Genomic DNA, 20,363 nt, shown 5'->3' with positions numbered 1-20,363 from the left:
TTATACAACTATGTACAGACGAACATTACTTACAGTGGCACTCACAGTTGTCACACTATGTTCCAATGCTCTTGATGTCAAGACGAAGATTAGCATCAAGCAGCCAGGCAATCCTGCCGTCACCTATTCACTGAAGGAGGATGCCGGACAATTGGTATCAGCAAATGGCTCTGCCTTGCCTATCGAAATCAAGCAACAAGTAACCAATGACGGCAAAGACCAAATCTACCAGGTTACGCTGACGGCACGACAAACAGCCTTCTACAACTTCGAAGCCAGCCTCAACACGGGTTTGCCTTCCAATGGCAGCGAGTTCTACTTGCCTGGTTTCTGGTATCACCTAAACCTTCGCTCTCCTAAGGAGGCGCCAGCCTTCCACACCTCGAAGAGTTGGAATTTCAGAGAAGATCGCCTATCATCCCCGATGACCAGCGCCTTCAATGAGAGTGAGAAGAAATCCATAGCCGTCATGCGCTGCCTTGACAGTTCCAGTGAGACCCTGACCACCCATACAAGCGGGGAAGTCATCCTCAGTGGAGAAACCTCCTTGGGATATCTCGGTTTCGACAACGAGCACAACGACGTTGCCCTTACCTTTGGTTATCCTTATATAGAGACCCCAAAGCGCTATATCCGAAAACTAACACTTATCGCTCCAATCTTCACATACGCAAAGCTAGAAAAAGGAAAGAGCAAGACCATCTCTTGGAGAATTATCGATGGCTCTGCCAACAATTATGGAGAACATGTAACCAACATGTGGAAGAAATGCTTTGACATCTACAATCCACAACCTCTGACTCCGATCTTCGGACCAGACGAAATGAAAAAAGGATTATGCAACTATTTCAGACGCTCTTACATAGACCGTTATCCATTGAAATATCATTCAGGACATACATTGCTCACTTATGATTGCAAGCCATATCCTGCCATGCAGATTGGTTTCTGCGGAAGAGTATTGCTCAATGCCTTCAACGCAATAGAATATGGAGAGCAACATCAGGAGAAAGACTTGGTGAACATGGGAAATGAAATTCTTGAGAGTTTCCTACAACATGGTTTCACCAGTGCAGGCTACTTCTATGACGATGTGAACTTCAACAAGGGTTTCCCTACCGAAGAGAAAGTTGTTCACTCCATTCGTCAACAGTCAGAAGCAGTATATGCCATCCTCTTGTACCTGAAATACGAGAAGAGCCAAGGACGCAAGCATACAGAATGGGAGAATCACATCAAGAAGATCCTGGATGGTTTCATCAAGCTACAGAAGAAGGACGGCAACTTTGCCAGAAAGTTCCACGACGACGGTTCCGATATAGACGCCTCAGGTGGAAGCACTCCTTCTGCCACATCAGCCTTGGTGATGGGCTATCGTTACTTTGGCAAGAAGCAATACCTTGAGGCAGCTCGCCGAACCATCGACTATCTGGAGAAAAACATCATTTCAAAGAGTGACTATTTCTCCTCAACCCTCGATGCCAACTGCGAGGACAAAGAAGCTGCCATATCTGCCGTCACTGCCAACTACTACATGGCATCCGTGACCAAGGGTAAGGAACGTCAACGCTACATCGACCTTTGCCAGAAAGCAGCCTACTTCGCCCTGTCATGGTACTACCTATGGGATGTACCTTTTGCGCAAGGTCAAATGCACGGCGACTTAGGTCTCAAGACCCGTGGATGGGGTAACGTATCTGTAGAAAACAACCACATCGATGTATTCGTCTTTGAGCTGCCTCACATCGTCAAATGGTTGAGCAAGCAAGTGAACGAGCCAAGATTCCAGCAGATCTACGATGTCATCTTCACCTCACTCTCACAATTGATGCCTACCAAGGAGCGCAACTGTGGCATTGCCGTACCAGGCTTCTATCCAGAGGTGGTACAGCACACAACTTGGGACTACGGTATGAACGGCAAGGGATTCTACAACAATTACTTCGCCCCAGGCTGGACAGTAGCATCACTGTGGGAAATGTACTCACCAAACCGTACTGACAACTTCCTCAAAAAATAAGAGGAAGTCCATCATGTATGAATTATCTAACGTTTAAGACCTGCTCAAAAGGCAGTCACTACCAAATACAAAAAGAGAATATGAAAAAGAATTTGTTACTAACAAGCATTGCTCTCATGTCTATTGCATCCGCAATGGCAGAAGGAGCATCGACGCCAAACAAGTATTTTACACATTCTGCAGCCATTCTTCAGCAGAAAGCAACGGCAAGTGGAAAAGTTCTCGACACCAATGGAGAGCCTCTCATCGGCGTAACCATCATGGAAGAGGGAACACAAAATGGAACTGTAACAGGACTAGATGGCAGTTTCTCTCTCAACATGACGAAAAGCAATGCGATGCTTAAGTTCTCGTATATTGGATTCACGGATGTCAAGTTGCCTGCTGCCAACAACCTAACTCAAACAATTATGTGATTATTAACAGAGTATTGTATATATAGACCAAACTATAACAAGGAGCGAAAGCCGATGCGCTAAAATGTAGGCAACAAAATATCAAAATTATGGACATAAAAGTTATCAAAAACAAAGATGTTATGACCACAGAAGACATGGTTTACATCAAAGGTGGCTTGAACGAATCATTTGATTCCATTGCTACAACGTGTACATGCGATTGTATTATCAGCAATAGTAATACATCACCAGCAATTATGTGATTATTAACGGAGTATTATTGTTTTAACATGTTTAAAAATTACATTCACAATGTTTAAAAATTACATTCACACCATGCTATTCTTTATCGGAGCGGCAGCGGTGCCGCTGCACTCGTCTGCCGAAAACGGCCCCGAGACTGGCGGAACACAGGGCGTACAACAGGCCGTACAGCCTGCGGTGAAGCAGATTAGAGGCTTTATCGGCGATGAAAATGGCGCCCCCATAATCGGTGCAACAGTGCTCGAAAAGGGCAAAACTAACGGAACCGCCACCGATGTTGACGGAACTTTCACGCTGAATGTGCCGTCAAACGCCACGCTCGTTGTCTCTTACGTGGGTTACAAAACCAAGGAGGTGCGCGTGAACAACCGTTCCTTCATAACTACAGGCCTTATTCCCGAGGAGAAATCGCTCAATGAGGTGGTTGTAGTCGGTTTCGGCAAGCAGAAGAAAGAGACACTCGTGGGTGCCGTTCAGGCCGTAAAGCCAGAAGATTTGAAGATGACTTCAAGCTCACTGACTACTTCGTTTGCGGGCAATGTACCCGGAATAATCGCCCGTCAGACCACTGGCGAGCCAGGCTATGACCATGCCGAGTTCTACATTCGCGGCATTTCTACCTTCGGTTCCAACACTCAGCCGCTCATAATCCTTGACGGAGTGGAGATTAACAGCACCATGCTCAACAACATTCCGCCTGAGTCTATAGAGTCGTTCTCGGTGCTGAAAGACGCCACGGCAACCTCTCTTTACGGCTCGCGCGGTGCAAACGGCGTGATCATCGTAAACACCCGTGCGGGTCAGGCATCAGAGAAGATGAAGCTGAACATACGCTTTGACAACACCTTCTCAATGCCTACGGCCGTTCAGGACATGGCCGACGGACCCACATACATGCGGATGTTCAACGAAGCAAGCAAGAATGATGCCCGCGTGGCAGGCTCTACTTATGAGCAGCCGTACTCTGACGAGCGCATTCAGAACACGATAAACCACGCCAATCCTTACCTCTTTCCTGACGTGAACTGGTACGACATGCTCTTCAAAGACTTTGCCTCGAACCAGAATCTCAACATAAACATGAAGGGCGGAACCCGTTTCATTGACTATTTCCTAAACGCAGGCATTTTCTATGAGAACGGAATAATGCGCCAACCCAAAGAGGCGCAGGCGCTCGACGTGGGTATGCGCAGCAAGAAATACTTGTTCCAGAGCAACGTTTCGGCCCGTCTCACACCAACAACTAAGGTGTCTCTGAACATGAATACGCAGCTTTTTTTCTATCACGGACCAAAGGCTTCAACGTCAAACCTGTTCAATTATTCAATGACGGTTAATCCTGTAGCCTTCCCGGCTACGCTTCCCGCCGAGGAGGGAGACACATTTGTGCGTTACGGAAATGGCACACGGCAGGGTGTAGGCGGACTTTTCAACAATCCGTATGCCGAGCTTAGCAGCGGCTACACTGAGCGCAACTACGTTTATTCAACCACCGCTTTCAGCGTGGATCAAGACTTGAAGTTCATTACTCCTGGACTTAAAGCCAGTGCTTTGGCATCTTTCTACAATTACAGCTTCAACTGGCTTGACCACTGGATTGTGCCTTTCTACTACAAAGTGGGCGATGGCTACACGCAGAATCCCGACGGTTCATTCAACTACACCACCGAGTCGATAGGTACACCGGGGCAGCCCTACCTGCAATCAAACTCAGGACGCGACCCGACGGAGAGCGTATGGTCGCTTCAGGGTACTCTTGACTACGCCCGTACCTTTGGTAAACACGACATCGGAGCCACTTTTGTGTACCACATGAAGGAAACCAAGAAGGTGGCAAACGGCGGAACCGAGTATGACCTTCTGCCTTACCGTGAGCAAGGACTGGCAGGCCGTCTTACCTATAACTACGCCCACCGTTACCTGCTTGAGGCCACTTTTGGTTACAACGGCTCCGAGAACTTCATCAGCGGGCAGCGTTTCGGCTTCTTCCCCGCAGTGGCTTTAGGCTGGACAATATCAAACGAGACCTTCTTTAAACCACTCAAAGAGGTGGTTAACAACTTAAAGTTGCGCGGCTCTTACGGCCTTGTTGGCAATGATGCTCTCTCTGAGAGATTCCCATACGTAACCACTGTTGACATGAGCGGAAAAGGTGGATGGTGGATTGGTGACGGTTACGTGAACAACGCGGTGCCGGTTGTGACAAAGTATGGTAATTCTTTCGCCACATGGGAAAAGTCAAAGAAGTTCAACTTCGGTGTTGACATGACATTGTTCGGTGGTCTTGACCTTACTGTAGATGTGTTCAGCGAGAAGCGAACAGGCATTTTCATGCAGCGTCAAGCACTTCTTTCTGCCGCAGGTTATGGCTCCGCACTGCCTTACGCCAATATCGGAGCGGTTAAGAACCATGGCGTTGACGTTAGTGCAAGTTATCAGAAAGCGTTTAATAAAGACTTTACAGTGCGGCTGAACGGCAGTTTTACTTATGCCCACAATGAGATTACGAATGTTGATGAGCCTGCAAACATCGATTCTTACTACTCCCGCGTAGGTCATCCTATAAACAGTATCCGTGGTCTTATTGCCGAGGGTATCTTCACTTCGCAGGAGGAAATAGACAATGCTCCGGTGCAAAACCTGGGCTCTACTCCTGTTGTTGGTGACATAAAATACAAGGACCTGAACGGTGACAGAACTGTTGATGCCAGCGATTACACTACAATCGGCCACCCCGAAATACCCGAAATAATCTACGGATTAGGCGGAACCGTGAAGTACAAGAAGTGGGATTTGTCATTGTTCTTCCAAGGTTCGGGCAACGTAAGTCTGCTTATGAGCAACATACAGCCTTTTGTCGACAAGTCAGGCGATGGTATGAACATTGCAAAATACATTGTTGACAACCACTGGTCGGAGGAAAACAATGTGGCAAATGCCGCTTATCCGCGCCTGTCAACCACGTATGTGCAGAACAACGTGGTGCCCAGCACGTTCTATTTGCGTAACGCCAGCTACCTCAGACTGAAGAATGCCGAGCTGGGTTACACCTTCACGCCGTGGCTACGGGCATACGTAGCGGGCACAAACCTGCTGACCATTTCGCCATTCAGCACCTGGGACCCTGAAATGGGAAGCGGAAACGGACTGAAATATCCTATCCAGCGCACAGTGAAAATTGGAGTTCAGTTCAATTATTAAGCAATTTTAAACATTTAAGAAATGATACTTAACAACATAAAATACTTCGTTCTGACGGTTGCAGCGGTAGCTTTTGCCTCGTGCGACTATCTTGACGTGGTGCCCGAAGGCACTCCCACGACAGACGATGTTTACAAAACGCAGACGCAAGCCGAGAAGATGGTGATTGGCTGCTACAAGGAAATACCTAATTACTTTCATCCCCAACAGTTCCCGGATGCCACCGGAGCCGATGAGTTCATTGTGGGTTACAGGGGTACAACCCGCTGGTTTCACTATAAAAGTCTGATGAACGGACAGGAGTCACCCAGCAGTACGTACTACGGATTGTGGAGCAACAACGCCGCAAGTTATCCTACCGGTGCGGTTAAAAAGGATATCTGGGGTGCCATTCGCAACTGTTACAACGTGTTGAACAACCTTGACCGCGTGCCAGGACTTACAGAGGAGAACAAGAATCACTGGAAAGGTGAGGCCCTGTTTCTCATCGCTTATTATCACCAGATAATGCTTGAGTACTACGGACCGATATTCCTCATCAAGTCGGAGGAAAGCTCTTCAATGTCAACCGAGCTAATGCGCAGTCCTTACGATGAGTGCGTGGACTTCATTGCCGAAAAGTATGATGAGGCCGCAAAGCTGTTGCCGGCAACTCAGAGCAGCGGAAACCGCAACCGCGCAACTGCCGCAACCGCTCTGGGGTACAAGGCGCGGCTGTTGCTTTACGCAGCCTCACCACTTGTTAATGGTGACACGGAGTTCTACTCTGACTTTAAAAACCCTGACGGAACGCCGCTCATAAACCTCACCTATGACCGCGAGAAGTGGAAAAAAGCTATGGATGCCGCCGAAGCAGCCATAATCTACTGTGAGGCCAACGGCTATAAACTGTACGGTGGTACCACGACCGACCCCGTGCAGGGTGCCCGCAACTATCACTCGGCCTTTGTCGGTGACAATGCTGGAGGCTTTAACAACTGGGACGAGATTCTGTTCGGTCTTGCCGACCAGGGCACAATCAGCTATTGTATCAAGACTATTGCACCGCGTATAGGTTTCACCAAATACAGTTCAAAGGGCTTCCGTGGTTATATGGTGCCCACTTGGAGCTGTGTGCAGCGTTATTTCACCGCCAAGGGACTGCCTCTTGCCGATGACCCCGACACCAAAAACCTGAATCCGGAGACGATTGTTGACGCACCGTGGTTCCCAGGTGAGAAGACATCAATCATACATGTGAACCGCGAACCGCGCTTCTACGCATCTGTGGGTTACGATCGTGGCCCCTACGAGGTACAGAACGGAACCATGATGCTGAAATGCCGGCGCGGTGAACCCCAGCAGGATGACGGCATAGTGAAGAACGAATATCAGTCGAACAACGGTTACTATTGTCAGAAATGGGTGTCGAAATTTGACTCGTATGATAATGTCAAGGACAAGATAACCTACAACAAATGGGTCTTCCCTTACCTGCGCATGGCAGAACTTTACCTCGACTACGTTGAGGCCGACTTTGAATACAACAAGAAACTCAGCGCAAAGAGTCTGGCGTACCTTGACAAAATACGTGCGCGCTGTGGACTTCCGACCTTTGAGAAGTCATGGAGCTATGCCGGCGGAATACCGGCCGACGAGGCGAAACTGCGCAGCGTGATTCACGATGAACGCTCAAACGAGCTTGCAATGGAGGGCCGCCGCTTCCACGACATACGCCGCTGGAAGATTGCCGAGAAGGAAATCAACCCCAAAGAGAAGTCATGGACGCTGTCAGGAAAGACCGCCGAAACCTTCTACAAGGTAACGGACATGGAGGACGGAAGTGAGATTGACCGCTCACAGTTCAAGGCTCCGCGTAACTATTGGCTGGCAATTCCTCTTGACCAGATACAGATTGACCACAACCTCGTACAGAATCCGGGGTACTAAATGTGCTGACACACTGCTTAATTAGTATTTGACAATTAGCAATTAGAACCTTTGCCGCTTGTTTCTTTTTCGGGGGACCGGCGGCAGAGGTCTTGGCCGTAAAGAACACGGAATTTTCGGGACCCAATAATAGCCATTGTGCAACGTGTTGATATTCAATATGTTGCAAAAGTTCATGTTTTTTTTGTGAAAACAATGGGTTTTGCAAAATAGAAGTATATTTGGCATCTGTAAAAGGAGTAAAACTTTAAAAAACAACTTTATAAAAATGAAAAACAGATTAATGATTCTTGCCGTGACGCTCATGGTGTTTTGCAGCGCACAGGCACAGACACGGGTCATTGCACACCGTGGTTACTGGAAGACGGAAGGCTCTGCCCAAAACAGCATAACGGCTCTGCTGAAGGCTGACTCCATCGGCTGTTACGGCTCGGAGTTTGACGTGTGGATTACGAAGGACAATCACCTGATTGTAAACCACGACCCTAAGATTGATCCTTACATGATTGAGCAGACCGATGCAAAGACCCTCACGGCGCAGAAACTGAAGAATGGAGAGCATGTTCCTACTCTTGAGGCATTTTTGAAGGCTGCCAAAAAGCACACAACGCTGAAACTGATACTCGAGCTGAAACACCATTCAACACCTGAACGCGAGGACCTTGCAGCCGAAAAAATTGTAAAAATGGTGGAACGGATGAAGCTGCAGAACCGTGTGGAGTACATAACTTTCTCGGCAAACGCACTGCGCACGCTGCTGAAAAATGCACCCAAGGGCACTCCCGTCTATTATCTGAACGGTGAAATGACACCCTCACAGCTTAAAGAACTGGGCTGCGCCGGACTTGACTATCACTATGACGTGCTGCGCAAGCACCCCGAGTGGATTGACGAGTGCCACAGGCTGGGTATGAAAGTCAACGTTTGGACCGTGAGGAACACTGACGTCATGAGGGAGTTTGACGGACGTGCCGACTTCCTCACAACCGACCTGCCCGCCGAAGCCCTGAAAGTTGTCAATAAATAGACTGATACAATGAAAATAAAAACATTGAAATGAAAAAGAACGCATTAATCTGGCTATTTTTAGCTTTGATGAGCTTGACCGCCACTGCCAAAGCTCCCAACTCTCCGTGGAAACCTGCAGGAGACAAGATCAAGACAAAATGGGCTGAGACCTTGGATCCCAACCATGTGTTGCCCGAATATCCCCGCCCTATCATGGAACGCTCCAACTGGGCTAACTTAAATGGACTTTGGGAATACGCCATCCAACCAATCGGACAAAAAGAGCCACAAGCCTTTGAGGGCAAGATTTTAGTCCCTTTTGCCGTGGAATCAAGTCTATCTGGTGTACAAAAGCAAGTTGGCAAAGATAAGGAACTCTGGTATAAGCGCACGTTTACGGTTCCATCATCTTGGAAGGGCAAGACGGTATTGCTGCATTTTGGAGCAGTCGATTGGAAGACTGAGGTCTATCTGAATGACATTAAAATCGGCTCACATACGGGTGGATATACTCCATTCTGTTTCGACATCACACATTATCTCAAGCCGGGAAATCAGAAGCTGGTGGTAAAAGTGTGGGACCCGACAACGGATGGTTACCAACCTGTAGGAAAGCAAAATGCAAATCCTAATGGCATCTGGTACACCCCTGTTACTGGTATCTGGCAAACCGTATGGATGGAGCCTGTCAACAACAAGCATATCACCCATATCGAATCAACTCCAGACATTGACTCTCAAAAGTTGACCGTTCATGTTGCTACGGAAGGAACTACTTGGGGAGACCTTGTTGACATTCAGGTCAAAGACGGAAACACCGTTGTTGCCAATGCCAAAGGTGCTGTAGGTCAACCTGTAGATATCGCCATTGAGAATCCTAAGCTATGGTCGCCAGAATCTCCTTCGCTATATGATGTGGAGGTAAAACTATTCAGTGGCGGTAAATTGCAAGACAAAATAAAGAGTTATGCTGCCATGCGAAAGATTTCAACCCAAAGAGATGGTAATGGCATCGTTCGTTTACAGCTGAACAACAAGGATTATTTCCAGTTTGGTCCATTGGATCAAGGATGGTGGCCTGACGGTTTATATACAGCGCCTACGGATGAGGCACTCCGCTATGACATACAAAAAGCCAAAGACTTCGGTTTCAATATGATTCGCAAGCATGTGAAGGTAGAACCAGCACGCTGGTACACCTATTGCGACCAATTAGGAATCTTGGTTTGGCAAGACATGCCTAGTGGAGACAAATCACCTCAATGGCAGAATCACCAGTATTTCAATGGTTCAGAACTAATACGTTCAGCTGAATCAGAAGCAAACTACAAGAAGGAATGGAAAGAAATCATAGATTGTCTGCGCTCTTACCCTTCTATCGTTACATGGGTTCCTTTTAATGAAGCATGGGGACAGTTTAAGACTATCGAAATAGCAGAATGGACCAAGAAATATGATTCTTCTCGTTTGGTGAATCCTGCCAGTGGTGGTAATTTCTATCATACAGGTGATATGCTCGACCTTCACAACTACCCAGGTCCTGAAATGTATCTAGCCGATGGAGAAAGGCCTACAGTTCTAGGAGAATATGGAGGCATTGGCTTACCTATCAAAGGGCATCTTTGGCAAGCAGACAAGAACTGGGGATATGTTCAGTTCAAGAATGCAAAGGAAGTTACCGACGAGTACGTGAAGTATGCCGAAAAGCTTAAGAAATTGGCTCACACAGGTTTTTCTGCTGCCGTCTATACCCAGACCACGGATGTGGAAGGAGAAGTGAATGGCTTAATGACATACGACCGTAAAGTGATTAAGGTGGAAGAAGATAGAGTAAGAAAAGTAAATCAAGAAATCTGTCATCTATTCAATCAATAATGTTTTTCTTAGTGGAAGGAAGGGAAGGCTTGAACTCATAAGCCTTCCCTTTTCGTCTTAATATACTCTTCATGTTTAGTTTTTACCCCAGTTCATCTTCCAAAAGCCTGCAAGTTCAGGAAGAACATCATCTGGAAGAAAACTCTTCCTTCCAACTCCACAAAGCGATTGTATGATACAGCTGTTGGAAACTCTTTCTTCAATACAAGCTTTATAAATGAGAGATAATAATGCTTGAAATTACGATAACTCCCGAAGTGAAACAACAGAAAGACACCCTTTCCTTTGGCTAGGTAATTCCCGCTATTAGGGCTTACTAGGGACTTGCACCCATTAGACAATGCTCATGCCGAGCATACAATACAAGCTCTACTTGCCAAATAAGGAAGACCTAAGAAGAGAGATAGAGCGACAAAAGGAGTTGTACCTCATGGCGCATCCTGACAAATAAGATATAAAATCGCCAAGGGAACATCAGACAAACATAGAGAAGTTTATATCATTTCTTAGCCCAGTATATACTTTCTGGGCTTTTTATTTGTTCTATTCAGAAAAAAGCCGTATCTTTGCCATTACAAAAAAGTTGTTACATAAAATATGTAATGGCGCATGAAACTAGGCAACAAGAAATTAGTGAATCCTTTCATCTATCACCACCACAGACTTCTTGCCTATTATCGTCTTTAGCATTGTAGATGAAACGTTCTCAAACAAGTTGCGCACATCCAGCTCATCGCCATTAAGCCACAGCACGTCGTCACGCCTTGCCAGCAAGTTTTTCAGCATAGTAGTCTTGCCTACTTGACGTGCTCCAAATAAGACTATTGCCTTGCCTTGTCCCATTCTACCTCCTATAATTGACTCTAAATATCTATTAATCATTTTTTTATTTCATTGTTAAGATGGTGCAAAAGTACATACTTTCGTTGGGAAATCCAAACAAAACAACACTTTTATGGAATTAATTCCATAAAAAGCATAACTTTTAAGGAATTGAATCCATAAAAGTCTAAACTTTTTAGAAATACCAGAATGTATTATTGCCCCAGCCATGCGATAACGGGCAGATGACATACTATAAAACAAATAAAATCAAGACTGGTTTATGCATAAGATTAAACCAGTCTTGATTAACTTCTTTATTATCTGATTCTTACAGAGATACTTTATTCTAATACCAATACGTGGCTCGTTCCATCTGTCTGACCGAATACATTCAAGCCGACCTTCATCAGATAGTCACCACTGTACTGCTTGCCATTGAACTCCAAATCAGATTCCTTTCCAGGCATCAGATTGGTTTCCTTTACGGTATAAACCTTATCGGCATCCAATCCCTGCATCTTCACATTCATCACAGGCTCCTTGTAGCGTGGATGCAAGTCGTAAGCAAAGAGAACGGCACGCTGCTTGTCCTTACTTACATAGTTAATGGCACAGTGGTTGCCTTCGTAAGGAGAAACCAGGCGATACTGGTCGCCCTCAAGAATCATAGGCTTCATGCTATCGTAGTTCTTAACAGCATTCTGCACAAACTTGTAGTCATCACCAGAAAGCGACTTGAGGTCGATATCAAAGCCCAACTTACATGAACTGCAAACATCGGTGCGGAACTTCACACTGGTATTCTTGTTCCAATTGGTTACATGCGAACCCATGGTCTTGGCTGGGAAGAACTTTGACAGGCTCCACTGGATGTAGAGGCGCTCGTATGGATCCGTATCGTCTGAACACCAGAACTCAGTGAAATACTTCAGCATCTCGTAATCCATTCTGCCGCCACCGCCAGAGCAGAGCATCATCGGCAACTTAGGATACTTGTTATGAATACGGGTAAGCACCTTGTAGATACCACGCACATGATCGATATAGAAATTACCCTGATTCTCCTTATGATATGGAGAATAGATATTGGTAATCACACTGTTGCAGTCCCACTTGAAGTAAGCCACATCCGGATTCTCTGTCATGATGCGATCCACGATGCCGAACACATAATCCTGTACCTTAGGATTACTGATATCAAGTACCAGCTGGTTGCGGTAATAATAGGTATCACGCTTTGGCTGCATGATGACCCAGTCAGGATGCTTCTCGAAGAGTTCACTCTTAGGATTCACCATCTCAGGCTCAATCCAAATACCAAACTTTACACCAGCCTTCTTGGCATCTTTTACCAATCCAGGGATTCCATCAGGCAGCTTGCTCTTGGTAGCCTCCCAGTCGCCGAGACCTGCATGGTCGTCCTTGCGAGGATACTTGTTGGCAAACCAACCATCATCAAGCAAGAACATATCTACACCCAGGTCCTTGGCATCCTTCATCAACTCTGCAAGACTCTTCTGGTTGAAGTCGAAGCCGGTATTCTCCCAGTTGTTCAAGAGCGTAAGGCGATCTTCCATACCCATGTTTACCTGATACTGGCGAGCCCAATTGTGTAAATTACGGGAAGCCTCACCGATACCATTATCGCTCATGGCAAAGATAAACTCAGGGGTAGTGAACGTCTCACCAGCCTTCAGCTTATAGTTAGAGGCGTATGGATTGATGGCAGGGATAACACGAAGGGCTCCCACGTTATCTACCTCGAAGGTAAAGCGGAAGTTGCCAGGCCATCCGATGGTTCCAAGCATCACCTTGCCCTCATTCTCCTTGGCAGGCTCATCGAATCCCAGTTCAAAGAAAGGCTCCTCCTGCATGGCTGCACGGGTACCCAACTTGGTATCAACAATTTTCTTACCAGCAGTCAACTGACAAGTCTCAGGCTGTCCTTCCTTAGCCCAATCGCTATGATAATTGGTAACGAAATACTTGTTTGCCTTGAAATAAAGCATTGTTGAGCTATATCTCCAAAGCGTAACCGGAGCTTTCTCCTTATGAGAGATTTCGCTCCATGCCTTGATGACGTTCTCCTTAGGATAAGCTGCATAGTGGAGTTTCACGGTCAGCGGATACACCTTGTCCTTAAGCGTGATGATGGTCTCAACACCTCCACTGATAGCCTTTTCTTCAGAAGACTGATAATACAAATAGGTAGTCATATTACCATCTGCATGGGTCACTGCCACTGCCGGCTCAAAGAAATCTTCAGCACCAGAGGTTGCATAGACCTCATGACCTCGCTGGCAGACGGAACCATCAGAAGCCGCATATACATCCCACTTCAGATGATTGTAATCTGAAGGATTCTTCAACTTGTCACCCAGATACACTTGGTAGAGGCGACCCTTAGGAGAAACCTGCATCACGAGGTCGGTCTTGTCGGTTGACACTCTGATGGTCTTTTGAGCAGATGCCATAATAGATGTCATGCACATCGCTGCGATAATCATAAATACCTTTTTCGTTGTTCTTTGTTTTTTACGTTCCATAGAGAATGTACGGATTCTTAAGTTCATAATCTTACAAATCTTACAGTTGTTTATTCTTAGTTGTACATGATTTCACTTGCTACCGAATGCGATTCGATTGCAGTTGCAAAGTTAAGGAGATTTTTCAAACATTGACATCATGTGTAGGTTACGAGTAGATAAATACTAGGTTTATTAAGTTCATAGGCCACTAATAATCAAGACATCAAAGATATTAATACTTTTTAATAGAGTAGATGTTAAAAAGAAAAATAAATGTAGTATCTTTGCAGTAAATACAATTATAAGGCTTTCTTATAGCCTATCAGATAGTAACAATAACAATTAAATAGTTATGAAAGTAGTATTGTGGTTCTTAATGATGTTTATGCCATTACTGGCAAATGCTTCTTCCTTAAACGAGGAACAGCTGTTCCATCGTTTAGACAGTTACATCGCTCAGCGAAGCAAGTTTACCCAAAGAAAAGAAGCGAAACTGCTAAGACTCAAAAAGCAACTATACATGACTTCCGACAAGCGCAGCCAGCTTAGGCTCTATAACCAAATCTACAGGGAGTATTATACCTACCGTTACGACTCTGCCATGACATACGCCAAGAAGGGCTACCAGCTGGCAGTACAACTTCAGGATGATTATTTCATCAACCTGAATAAAATCAATCGTGCGGCAGTACTGTCAACAGGCGGTTTCTACAGCCAGGCAGAAGACTTAATGCTCACAATGGATGTGGAGAAAATGTCACCTAAGTTATTGCAATACTATTATTATACCTTGACTTGGGTATATAACTACTGGGAAACTTTCTGCAACAAGTCGGAGTTTCAAGAAGGATTGGCAGCCAAGAAACGTTTTTATTTAGGCAAGACTCTTGAGCATATCGGCAACAAGGAATCCGCTCTTTATTACTATCTGTCAGGAGAGTTTGAATATCTTAAGCAGCGTACAAGCAAAAAGATGCTTCAGTTCTACATGAAGGCGCTTTCTGCCAGTCCCCTGAACAGCCGTGTGCATGCCTCATCGGCTTATTGCATAGCCCGCTATTATTATGATACCGACCAAAAGGATTTATACGAAAAGTATATTGTAGAAGCAGCCATCTCAGACCAGATATGTCCCCTGAAGGAGAATCTGGCCCTTCAGGAACTTTCCACCTATCTATATCATAAGGATGCCTCCTATGCAAAGAGGGTTGCCAAATACATCTATTGCTCCATGGAGGATGCCCAATTCTACAACAACCGTCTCCGCATGGTTGAGATTTCCCGCATACTTCCCCTTATCACAGAAACGAACCATCAGGCAGAAGTACGCAAGAACCGCATCGTAACAGCCTCTCTCGTCATCGTGAGTATCCTGTCGCTAGGATTCCTTGCCATGGCTTTCTTTGCATTCAAGATGAACAAGCGTCTAGCCAAGAGCCGTAGGGAGATAAAAAGCCAAAATACACTCTTGGACGAACTGAACCAGAAGCTGCTCAACACCAATAAGCGAAGAGAGACCTATATGCATTTATTTATGGACATCAGTGCCGTATATATCAAGAAACTGGATGATTATCGCAAATTGGTAAGCCGCAAAATCAAGGCAAAGCAAACTGCCGATCTTCTGACTGCCACCAACAGCTACAAGCTGGCAGAAGAAGAGGCAGCCAACTTCAATATTCGCTTCGACAAGGCATTCATTGACTTGTATCCGAATTTCGTGGAAGAGTTCAACCAACTGCTGTTGCCAGAAAAGCAAATAGTTCTCCCTGCCCCTAACAGTCTCACCAAGGAACTGCGTATCTATGCACTGATGCGACTGGGAATTACGGATGGTCAGGAACTGGCCACCCTCCTGTTCTATTCTACGCAAACCATCTATAATTACAAGGCAGCCATCAGAAAGCGAGCCAAAGACCTCACCACTTTTGATGCAGCCATCAACCGACTATGCAATGTGATAGGCTAAAATGTGTTTTAAACGTGCGGAATGTGCTTAAAAAAGACACATTCCGCACGTTTAAAGCACATTTTCTTAGATATCGCTTCATATTTGGGCTATTCCGCATACTCTTTTCTTTACTTTTTATAGCAACAAACGTTAAAAATATACTTTAAACGTGCGGAATGTATCTAAAAAAGATAGATTCCGCACGTTATCTCACTATTTTTTCGTATATTTGCCCCAGAAATATAACTATTTGAACTATGTTAATAGGTAGAAAAGAAGAACTGAAGACACTTCATCAAGCATTGATTGCAGATGAGTCGAAGTTTGTTGCCATATATGGGCGCAGACGAGTGGGAAAGACTTTCCTGGTAAGGGAGGCCTTCAACAATGACTTTGCCTTTTATCATACAGGATTGGCAAATGAGACCAATCGCATACAATTGGCAGAGTTCAACCGTTCACTCACATCATATAGCAAACAGAAACAGTCGAAGTTAAAAGATTGGTATGATGCTTTTGACAGGTTGGGGCAACTGTTGGCACAATCTACTATCCCCAAGAAAGTAGTGTTCATCGACGAGATGCCATGGATGGATTCTCCACGCTCCAATTTTCTTTCGGCTTTGGAACATTTCTGGAATGGATGGGCTTCCGCCCGCAAGGATATTCTCCTCATCGTTTGCGGCAGTGCTACCTCATGGATTATCAATAAGGTGATAAAAAATCATGGTGGATTGCACAACCGTGTGTCTGTCCGTATTCATCTGAAACCGTTTTGCTTAAGGGAATGCGAACTCTATTCCGAAGAAATGGGACTGCGCTTCAATCGCCGACAGGTTTTAGAAGGCTATATGATCATGGGAGGTGTTCCGTTTTATTGGTCTCAACTGAAACCGGGAATGAGTCTGGCACAGAACATCAACCAGTTGTTTTTCTCAGAAGATGGCAATCTTCGTCACGAGTTTGATGACTTATACGACTCTTTGTTCAAACAGCCTAAGCCTTATCTCTCGATAGTAGATGCTTTGGCAACCAAGAAAGTTGGAATGACCCGAACAGAAATCTTACAAGCAACCAAGTTGACCGACAATGGCAAATTGACGGAATACTTAGAGAACTTGGAATATTGCGGATTTATCCGAAAATATAATTGCATCGGAATGAAAGCCAAGAATGCCTTGTTCCAGCTAATGGATAATTACACCTTATTTTATTATAAGTTTATCAAGGACAGCTATATCAATGATGCACAATATTGGACCAAGATTACCGGCAAACCCGAGTACAATACGTGGTGCGGTTTGGCTTTTGAACGAGTATGCCTACAACATGTGGAGCAAATCAAGGCAAAGCTTGGCATTCAAGGCGTTATCACCACGGTTTATTCTTGGAGTGTAGCTGGGAACAAGGAAAAGCCGGGAGCACAAATCGACTTGCTGATAGACAGGAACGATGATGTCATCAATCTCTGTGAAATCAAATACTCCAAGGCTCCATTTCAGATAACTAATACGATAGATGCGAGTTTACAAAACAAGCGAGAGCGCTTCATCCAAGAGACTGGTACCGAAAAAGCCGTGCATCTTACAATGATTACGACCATGGGATTATGCGACAATCCTTATGCCTGGGATGTTCAGTCGGTAGTAACAATGGACGACTTGTTTGTTCTCTAAGCGTCCTAACTATATTAAGTTGGAGGAGATGGCAACAGAATCTGTTCTGAAAGCATTCTGCAAGGCATTAAAGATAAAACTCGTAAAAGAGCGCCTCCCTTTGCGTGATTTGAACGATGCTTGGGAATATCTCCACAACTACACTATGGATATGTAGATTCCCTAACTGCTTTAACAAGCCAGAAAATGTGGTTGCTTTAGTAAGAGAATGTGGTTGCTTAAGCTTACGGATACTGAATCTCGGGTTAACGGAGATAGCTTCTTGAGTTAGCGGAGACAGTTTCTTGGGTAAGAGAATACTGCTTCTCGGAGTTTGCCACTAGGCTCAGCAGCTCTGCTGAGCCTAGTCAGCAGGTCTGTCGACTGCAGTCAGCACATCTGCTGACTATAGTGACAACACCTTATTGTTGTACAACAACACACCTTATAGTTGTACAACTTTACACCCTATAGTTGTACAACCTTACCCCCTATAGTCGTACAACCTTACACCTTGTAGTTGTACAACAACAAAATCTTAGTAGAACAACTATGGCAGCAAACGCCTCAAATACAGTAGCCATAGTCGTAGAATTCCAAATTAGAAGAATTCTACTTATAAATTCTGTGAGGTCCATCAGCTGATTGTAATTCCATAATCACATCATCAACAATATACAAATCACTCATCAGATAGAGCAAAGAACGTTCATCATGGAGCAGTTCGTTGGTCTTACTCATTTGAAAAATATCAAACGCTCTTTCTGGAGAAATATCCAATCGCTTTGCCAACAATGTACATATTCTACCTATCTTCATCCAAAGCTGTGAATCTCTTAACATGACTTTACCTCCTTTCTTGCTAAATCGTTTAACGGCTCCGCAGATATAATCGGCTAGTCCACTATTCGAGTTGCACCATGAAAAACCGTACGCATAGTTATTAATTATTTGCTGTTTCCAGACGATGAAGGGCAGTTTGCAAAGCTGCTACAACATAATCTTTACTCTGTGTATGAAGGGCATCAAGCCTTGTGGTAAGACCATGTATCAGTCCAACTTTTTTCATCCGCAAGTACATTTCTTGCCTACTGCATCCTTCTGCCTTTGCAGTAAGATCGACACACATCGCTACAAAAGCCAATGCCTGTTGAGTTTCTGCTGTACCCATAATATTTATGTTTTATATTAAACGATGATGCAAAGATACTACTTTCTTTTGGAAATACAATTTTTATCTGCAACTTTTTAAACGAAAAAACGAACTTTCTTTGGCTTCCTGATTTTACAGAGGTTAAACAAAGCTTCTTTGTTTCAAGTGATAGAAAAGCCTTGCCTCCTAAGCACAGCCGTCAGTTTACTCGTCCAACAATCAATATACTTAGTTCATAAAGTCCATACATTGGCATCATTACCATAAAACATGTGAATAAATCCGGAGGAGTTATCACTGCTGCAACAATACCTATCAACACAAATGCATGACGGCGATATTGCTTCATAAAACCAGCCTCCAATATCCCCATCTTAGCTAAGAAGAAAGACAAGACAGGCAGTTGGAATACCAATCCCATCATCAATGTCAAAGTAACAAAGGTAGAAATATACGAATCTAAATTGATTTGATTAACCACACTCGTCGACACTTGATACGTACCTAAAAAGCGCAAAGAGAATGGAAACAATATAAAATAACTCATTAACACTCCCAATATAAACAATAAGTATATAGCTATTGCCACCGACACGGAGTATCGGCGCTCATTCTCATACAGCGCAGGTGCAATGTAGCGATACAATTCTATCATAATATAAGGAGACACAAGAAGCAATGCCAAATATACAGATGTTGACATATGAACCATAAATTGGCTAGTCAACTCTGTATTTATCAACTGTATTGAGTATGAATCAAAATGAAAATCGATCCCCAATCTTGCAAAACCCTCCTCTATTAGGCGATAAGTTATGAAGTGATTATCACTTGGACTCAACAACAAACGGAACGTAACATCCTTTGCACAGAAAATAATGACAGCTAAGCATACCGTAATACCAATGATGCGAAAGAGCATCTTGCGGAATACCTCAAGATGCTCTCCGAATGTCATCAGATTATCATTCTGATTATTTTCCATTATTCTCTACTTGTTCGTTGGAAGATTCTTTCTTATCAGAAGCATTTTGGGATGTTTCAGAAGCAGGAACGCCTTCATCCAAATCCGTTACCTCCTTCATCCCATCCTTGAAACTACGCACACCTTGCCCCAAGCCCTTCATCATCTCTGGCAATTTCTTACCACCAAAAAGCAAGAGTACTAAAGCTGCAATAAGCAGCAACTCCGATGTACCTATCATTAACACTAAATTTATCATATGCCTAATCTTTTAGAATTATTACCTGCCACAATTCTTATGCAACCAAATAAATCTCACAAGTATCAAAGTTGATTTCCCAGTTGCCACCTTCAACGCTCTCCCATTGATACTTGGCACCCATTCTGTCCCACCAAGCTTGAAACTTTGTCCCAGTCTCACCAAGGTCTTTCACCAACTTCTCATACAACTCAGCATTGTCTGCTGTCAAAATCTTAGCCAGTTCATTCAAGCCATTGCGACGCTCAAATAACATTTGGATTTCATTCTTCTCTTCTGGGGTAACCTGCCCCACTACTTTTCTAGTTGCCATACTATTATCTTGTTAAAAAA

The 20,363-nt window shown here is 44.6% G+C and carries 16 protein-coding genes and 1 pseudogene; 9 read left to right on the top strand and 8 right to left on the bottom strand.

Features of this window, described 5'->3' with window-relative positions:
* The first annotated feature begins 10 nt into the window (after positions 1–10).
* The 6 genes from ACWJAO_RS00985 (at position 11) to ACWJAO_RS00960 (ending at position 10,695) form a co-directional block, all read left to right on the top strand.
* Positions 11–2,020 (top strand): hypothetical protein, encoded by a 2,010-nt coding sequence (locus ACWJAO_RS00985; protein ID WP_287828560.1) that lies wholly within the window; start codon positions 11–13, stop codon positions 2,018–2,020.
* A gap of 92 nt (positions 2,021–2,112) precedes the next feature.
* The gene (locus tag ACWJAO_RS00980; RefSeq protein WP_287859368.1) at positions 2,113–2,436 is read left to right on the top strand and encodes a carboxypeptidase-like regulatory domain-containing protein; all 324 of its coding nucleotides are present in this window, start codon (positions 2,113–2,115) and stop codon (positions 2,434–2,436) included.
* A 294-nt stretch (positions 2,437–2,730) separates the two neighbouring features.
* Positions 2,731–5,883 carry a TonB-dependent receptor gene (locus tag ACWJAO_RS00975; RefSeq protein WP_287828557.1) on the top strand — a complete coding sequence of 1,051 codons (3,153 nt, stop codon included), beginning with the start codon at positions 2,731–2,733 and terminating at the stop codon, positions 5,881–5,883.
* A 21-nt stretch (positions 5,884–5,904) separates the two neighbouring features.
* Complete coding sequence (locus tag ACWJAO_RS00970) at positions 5,905–7,812, top strand: RagB/SusD family nutrient uptake outer membrane protein (RefSeq protein ID WP_287819241.1); 1,908 nt, start codon at positions 5,905–5,907, stop codon at positions 7,810–7,812.
* Positions 7,813–8,080: 268 nt separating this feature from the next.
* On the top strand, positions 8,081–8,839 hold the full coding sequence (locus ACWJAO_RS00965; RefSeq protein ID WP_373690186.1) for a glycerophosphodiester phosphodiesterase family protein: 759 nt from the start codon (positions 8,081–8,083) through the stop codon (positions 8,837–8,839).
* 29 nt (positions 8,840–8,868) lie between these two features.
* Positions 8,869–10,695 (top strand): sugar-binding domain-containing protein, encoded by a 1,827-nt coding sequence (locus ACWJAO_RS00960; protein WP_287828555.1) that lies wholly within the window; start codon positions 8,869–8,871, stop codon positions 10,693–10,695.
* A gap of 95 nt (positions 10,696–10,790) precedes the next feature.
* Here the strand turns inward: ACWJAO_RS00960 and ACWJAO_RS00955 are convergent.
* The 3 genes and pseudogenes from ACWJAO_RS00955 to ACWJAO_RS00945 all read right to left on the bottom strand — a co-directional run.
* Positions 10,791–11,036 (bottom strand): annotated as a pseudogene (locus tag ACWJAO_RS00955) (IS982 family transposase); the annotation flags it as partial.
* A gap of 289 nt (positions 11,037–11,325) precedes the next feature.
* Positions 11,326–11,577: an AAA family ATPase gene (locus tag ACWJAO_RS00950; protein WP_203055297.1), complete on the bottom strand. Its 252-nt coding sequence runs from the start codon at positions 11,575–11,577 to the stop codon at positions 11,326–11,328.
* Positions 11,578–11,861: 284 nt separating this feature from the next.
* Positions 11,862–14,066 (bottom strand): alpha-galactosidase, encoded by a 2,205-nt coding sequence (locus ACWJAO_RS00945; protein ID WP_449138952.1) that lies wholly within the window; start codon positions 14,064–14,066, stop codon positions 11,862–11,864.
* A 334-nt stretch (positions 14,067–14,400) separates the two neighbouring features.
* On the opposite strand from ACWJAO_RS00945, the gene ACWJAO_RS00940 reads away from it, so the two are divergent.
* The 3 genes from ACWJAO_RS00940 (at position 14,401) to ACWJAO_RS00930 (ending at position 17,832) form a co-directional block, all read left to right on the top strand.
* Positions 14,401–16,017 carry a DUF6377 domain-containing protein gene (locus tag ACWJAO_RS00940; RefSeq protein ID WP_449138930.1) on the top strand — a complete coding sequence of 539 codons (1,617 nt, stop codon included), beginning with the start codon at positions 14,401–14,403 and terminating at the stop codon, positions 16,015–16,017.
* A gap of 239 nt (positions 16,018–16,256) precedes the next feature.
* On the top strand, positions 16,257–17,675 hold the full coding sequence (locus ACWJAO_RS00935; RefSeq protein WP_449138929.1) for an AAA family ATPase: 1,419 nt from the start codon (positions 16,257–16,259) through the stop codon (positions 17,673–17,675).
* 28 nt (positions 17,676–17,703) lie between these two features.
* Entirely contained in the window at positions 17,704–17,832 is a 129-nt protein-coding gene (locus ACWJAO_RS00930) for a hypothetical protein (protein ID WP_254949479.1), read from the top strand.
* Positions 17,833–18,266: 434 nt separating this feature from the next.
* On the opposite strand, the gene ACWJAO_RS00925 is transcribed toward ACWJAO_RS00930, so the two are convergent.
* The 5 genes from ACWJAO_RS00925 to ACWJAO_RS00905 all read right to left on the bottom strand — a co-directional run bounded on the left by ACWJAO_RS00925 (position 18,267) and on the right by ACWJAO_RS00905 (position 20,343).
* Entirely contained in the window at positions 18,267–18,473 is a 207-nt protein-coding gene (locus tag ACWJAO_RS00925; RefSeq protein ID WP_317605967.1) for a DUF3791 domain-containing protein, read from the bottom strand.
* Between the two features lie 124 nt (positions 18,474–18,597).
* Positions 18,598–18,825 (bottom strand): DUF3791 domain-containing protein, encoded by a 228-nt coding sequence (locus ACWJAO_RS00920; RefSeq protein ID WP_449138928.1) that lies wholly within the window; start codon positions 18,823–18,825, stop codon positions 18,598–18,600.
* A 181-nt stretch (positions 18,826–19,006) separates the two neighbouring features.
* Positions 19,007–19,792: a twin-arginine translocase subunit TatC gene (tatC, locus tag ACWJAO_RS00915; RefSeq protein WP_449138927.1), complete on the bottom strand. Its 786-nt coding sequence runs from the start codon at positions 19,790–19,792 to the stop codon at positions 19,007–19,009.
* Positions 19,782–20,030: a Sec-independent protein translocase subunit TatA/TatB gene (locus ACWJAO_RS00910; protein ID WP_287801985.1), complete on the bottom strand. Its 249-nt coding sequence runs from the start codon at positions 20,028–20,030 to the stop codon at positions 19,782–19,784. Before ACWJAO_RS00910 ends, tatC begins: the two co-directional genes overlap by 11 nt.
* Positions 20,031–20,067: 37 nt before the next feature.
* The gene (locus tag ACWJAO_RS00905; protein ID WP_449138926.1) at positions 20,068–20,343 is read right to left on the bottom strand and encodes a CXXX repeat peptide modification system protein; all 276 of its coding nucleotides are present in this window, start codon (positions 20,341–20,343) and stop codon (positions 20,068–20,070) included.
* Positions 20,344–20,363 lie beyond the last annotated feature (20 nt).

The organism is Segatella sp. (assembly GCF_977051555.1).
This window is presented reverse-complemented; position numbering and strand designations above follow the sequence as displayed.

Coding starts and splice junctions, on each gene's coding strand:
- ACWJAO_RS00985 (WP_287828560.1), top strand. CDS start 11: ATGTACAGACGAACATTACTTACAGTGGCACTCACAGTTGTCACACTA.
- ACWJAO_RS00975 (WP_287828557.1), top strand. CDS start 2,731: ATGTTTAAAAATTACATTCACACCATGCTATTCTTTATCGGAGCGGCA.
- ACWJAO_RS00970 (WP_287819241.1), top strand. CDS start 5,905: ATGATACTTAACAACATAAAATACTTCGTTCTGACGGTTGCAGCGGTA.
- ACWJAO_RS00965 (WP_373690186.1), top strand. CDS start 8,081: ATGAAAAACAGATTAATGATTCTTGCCGTGACGCTCATGGTGTTTTGC.
- ACWJAO_RS00960 (WP_287828555.1), top strand. CDS start 8,869: ATGAAAAAGAACGCATTAATCTGGCTATTTTTAGCTTTGATGAGCTTG.
- ACWJAO_RS00950 (WP_203055297.1), bottom strand. CDS start 11,577: ATGATTAATAGATATTTAGAGTCAATTATAGGAGGTAGAATGGGACAA.
- ACWJAO_RS00945 (WP_449138952.1), bottom strand. CDS start 14,066: ATGGAACGTAAAAAACAAAGAACAACGAAAAAGGTATTTATGATTATC.
- ACWJAO_RS00940 (WP_449138930.1), top strand. CDS start 14,401: ATGAAAGTAGTATTGTGGTTCTTAATGATGTTTATGCCATTACTGGCA.
- ACWJAO_RS00935 (WP_449138929.1), top strand. CDS start 16,257: ATGTTAATAGGTAGAAAAGAAGAACTGAAGACACTTCATCAAGCATTG.
- ACWJAO_RS00930 (WP_254949479.1), top strand. CDS start 17,704: ATGGCAACAGAATCTGTTCTGAAAGCATTCTGCAAGGCATTAAAGATA.
- ACWJAO_RS00925 (WP_317605967.1), bottom strand. CDS start 18,473: ATGAAGATAGGTAGAATATGTACATTGTTGGCAAAGCGATTGGATATT.
- ACWJAO_RS00920 (WP_449138928.1), bottom strand. CDS start 18,825: ATGGGTACAGCAGAAACTCAACAGGCATTGGCTTTTGTAGCGATGTGT.
- tatC (WP_449138927.1), bottom strand. CDS start 19,792: ATGGAAAATAATCAGAATGATAATCTGATGACATTCGGAGAGCATCTT.
- ACWJAO_RS00910 (WP_287801985.1), bottom strand. CDS start 20,030: ATGATAAATTTAGTGTTAATGATAGGTACATCGGAGTTGCTGCTTATT.
- ACWJAO_RS00905 (WP_449138926.1), bottom strand. CDS start 20,343: ATGGCAACTAGAAAAGTAGTGGGGCAGGTTACCCCAGAAGAGAAGAAT.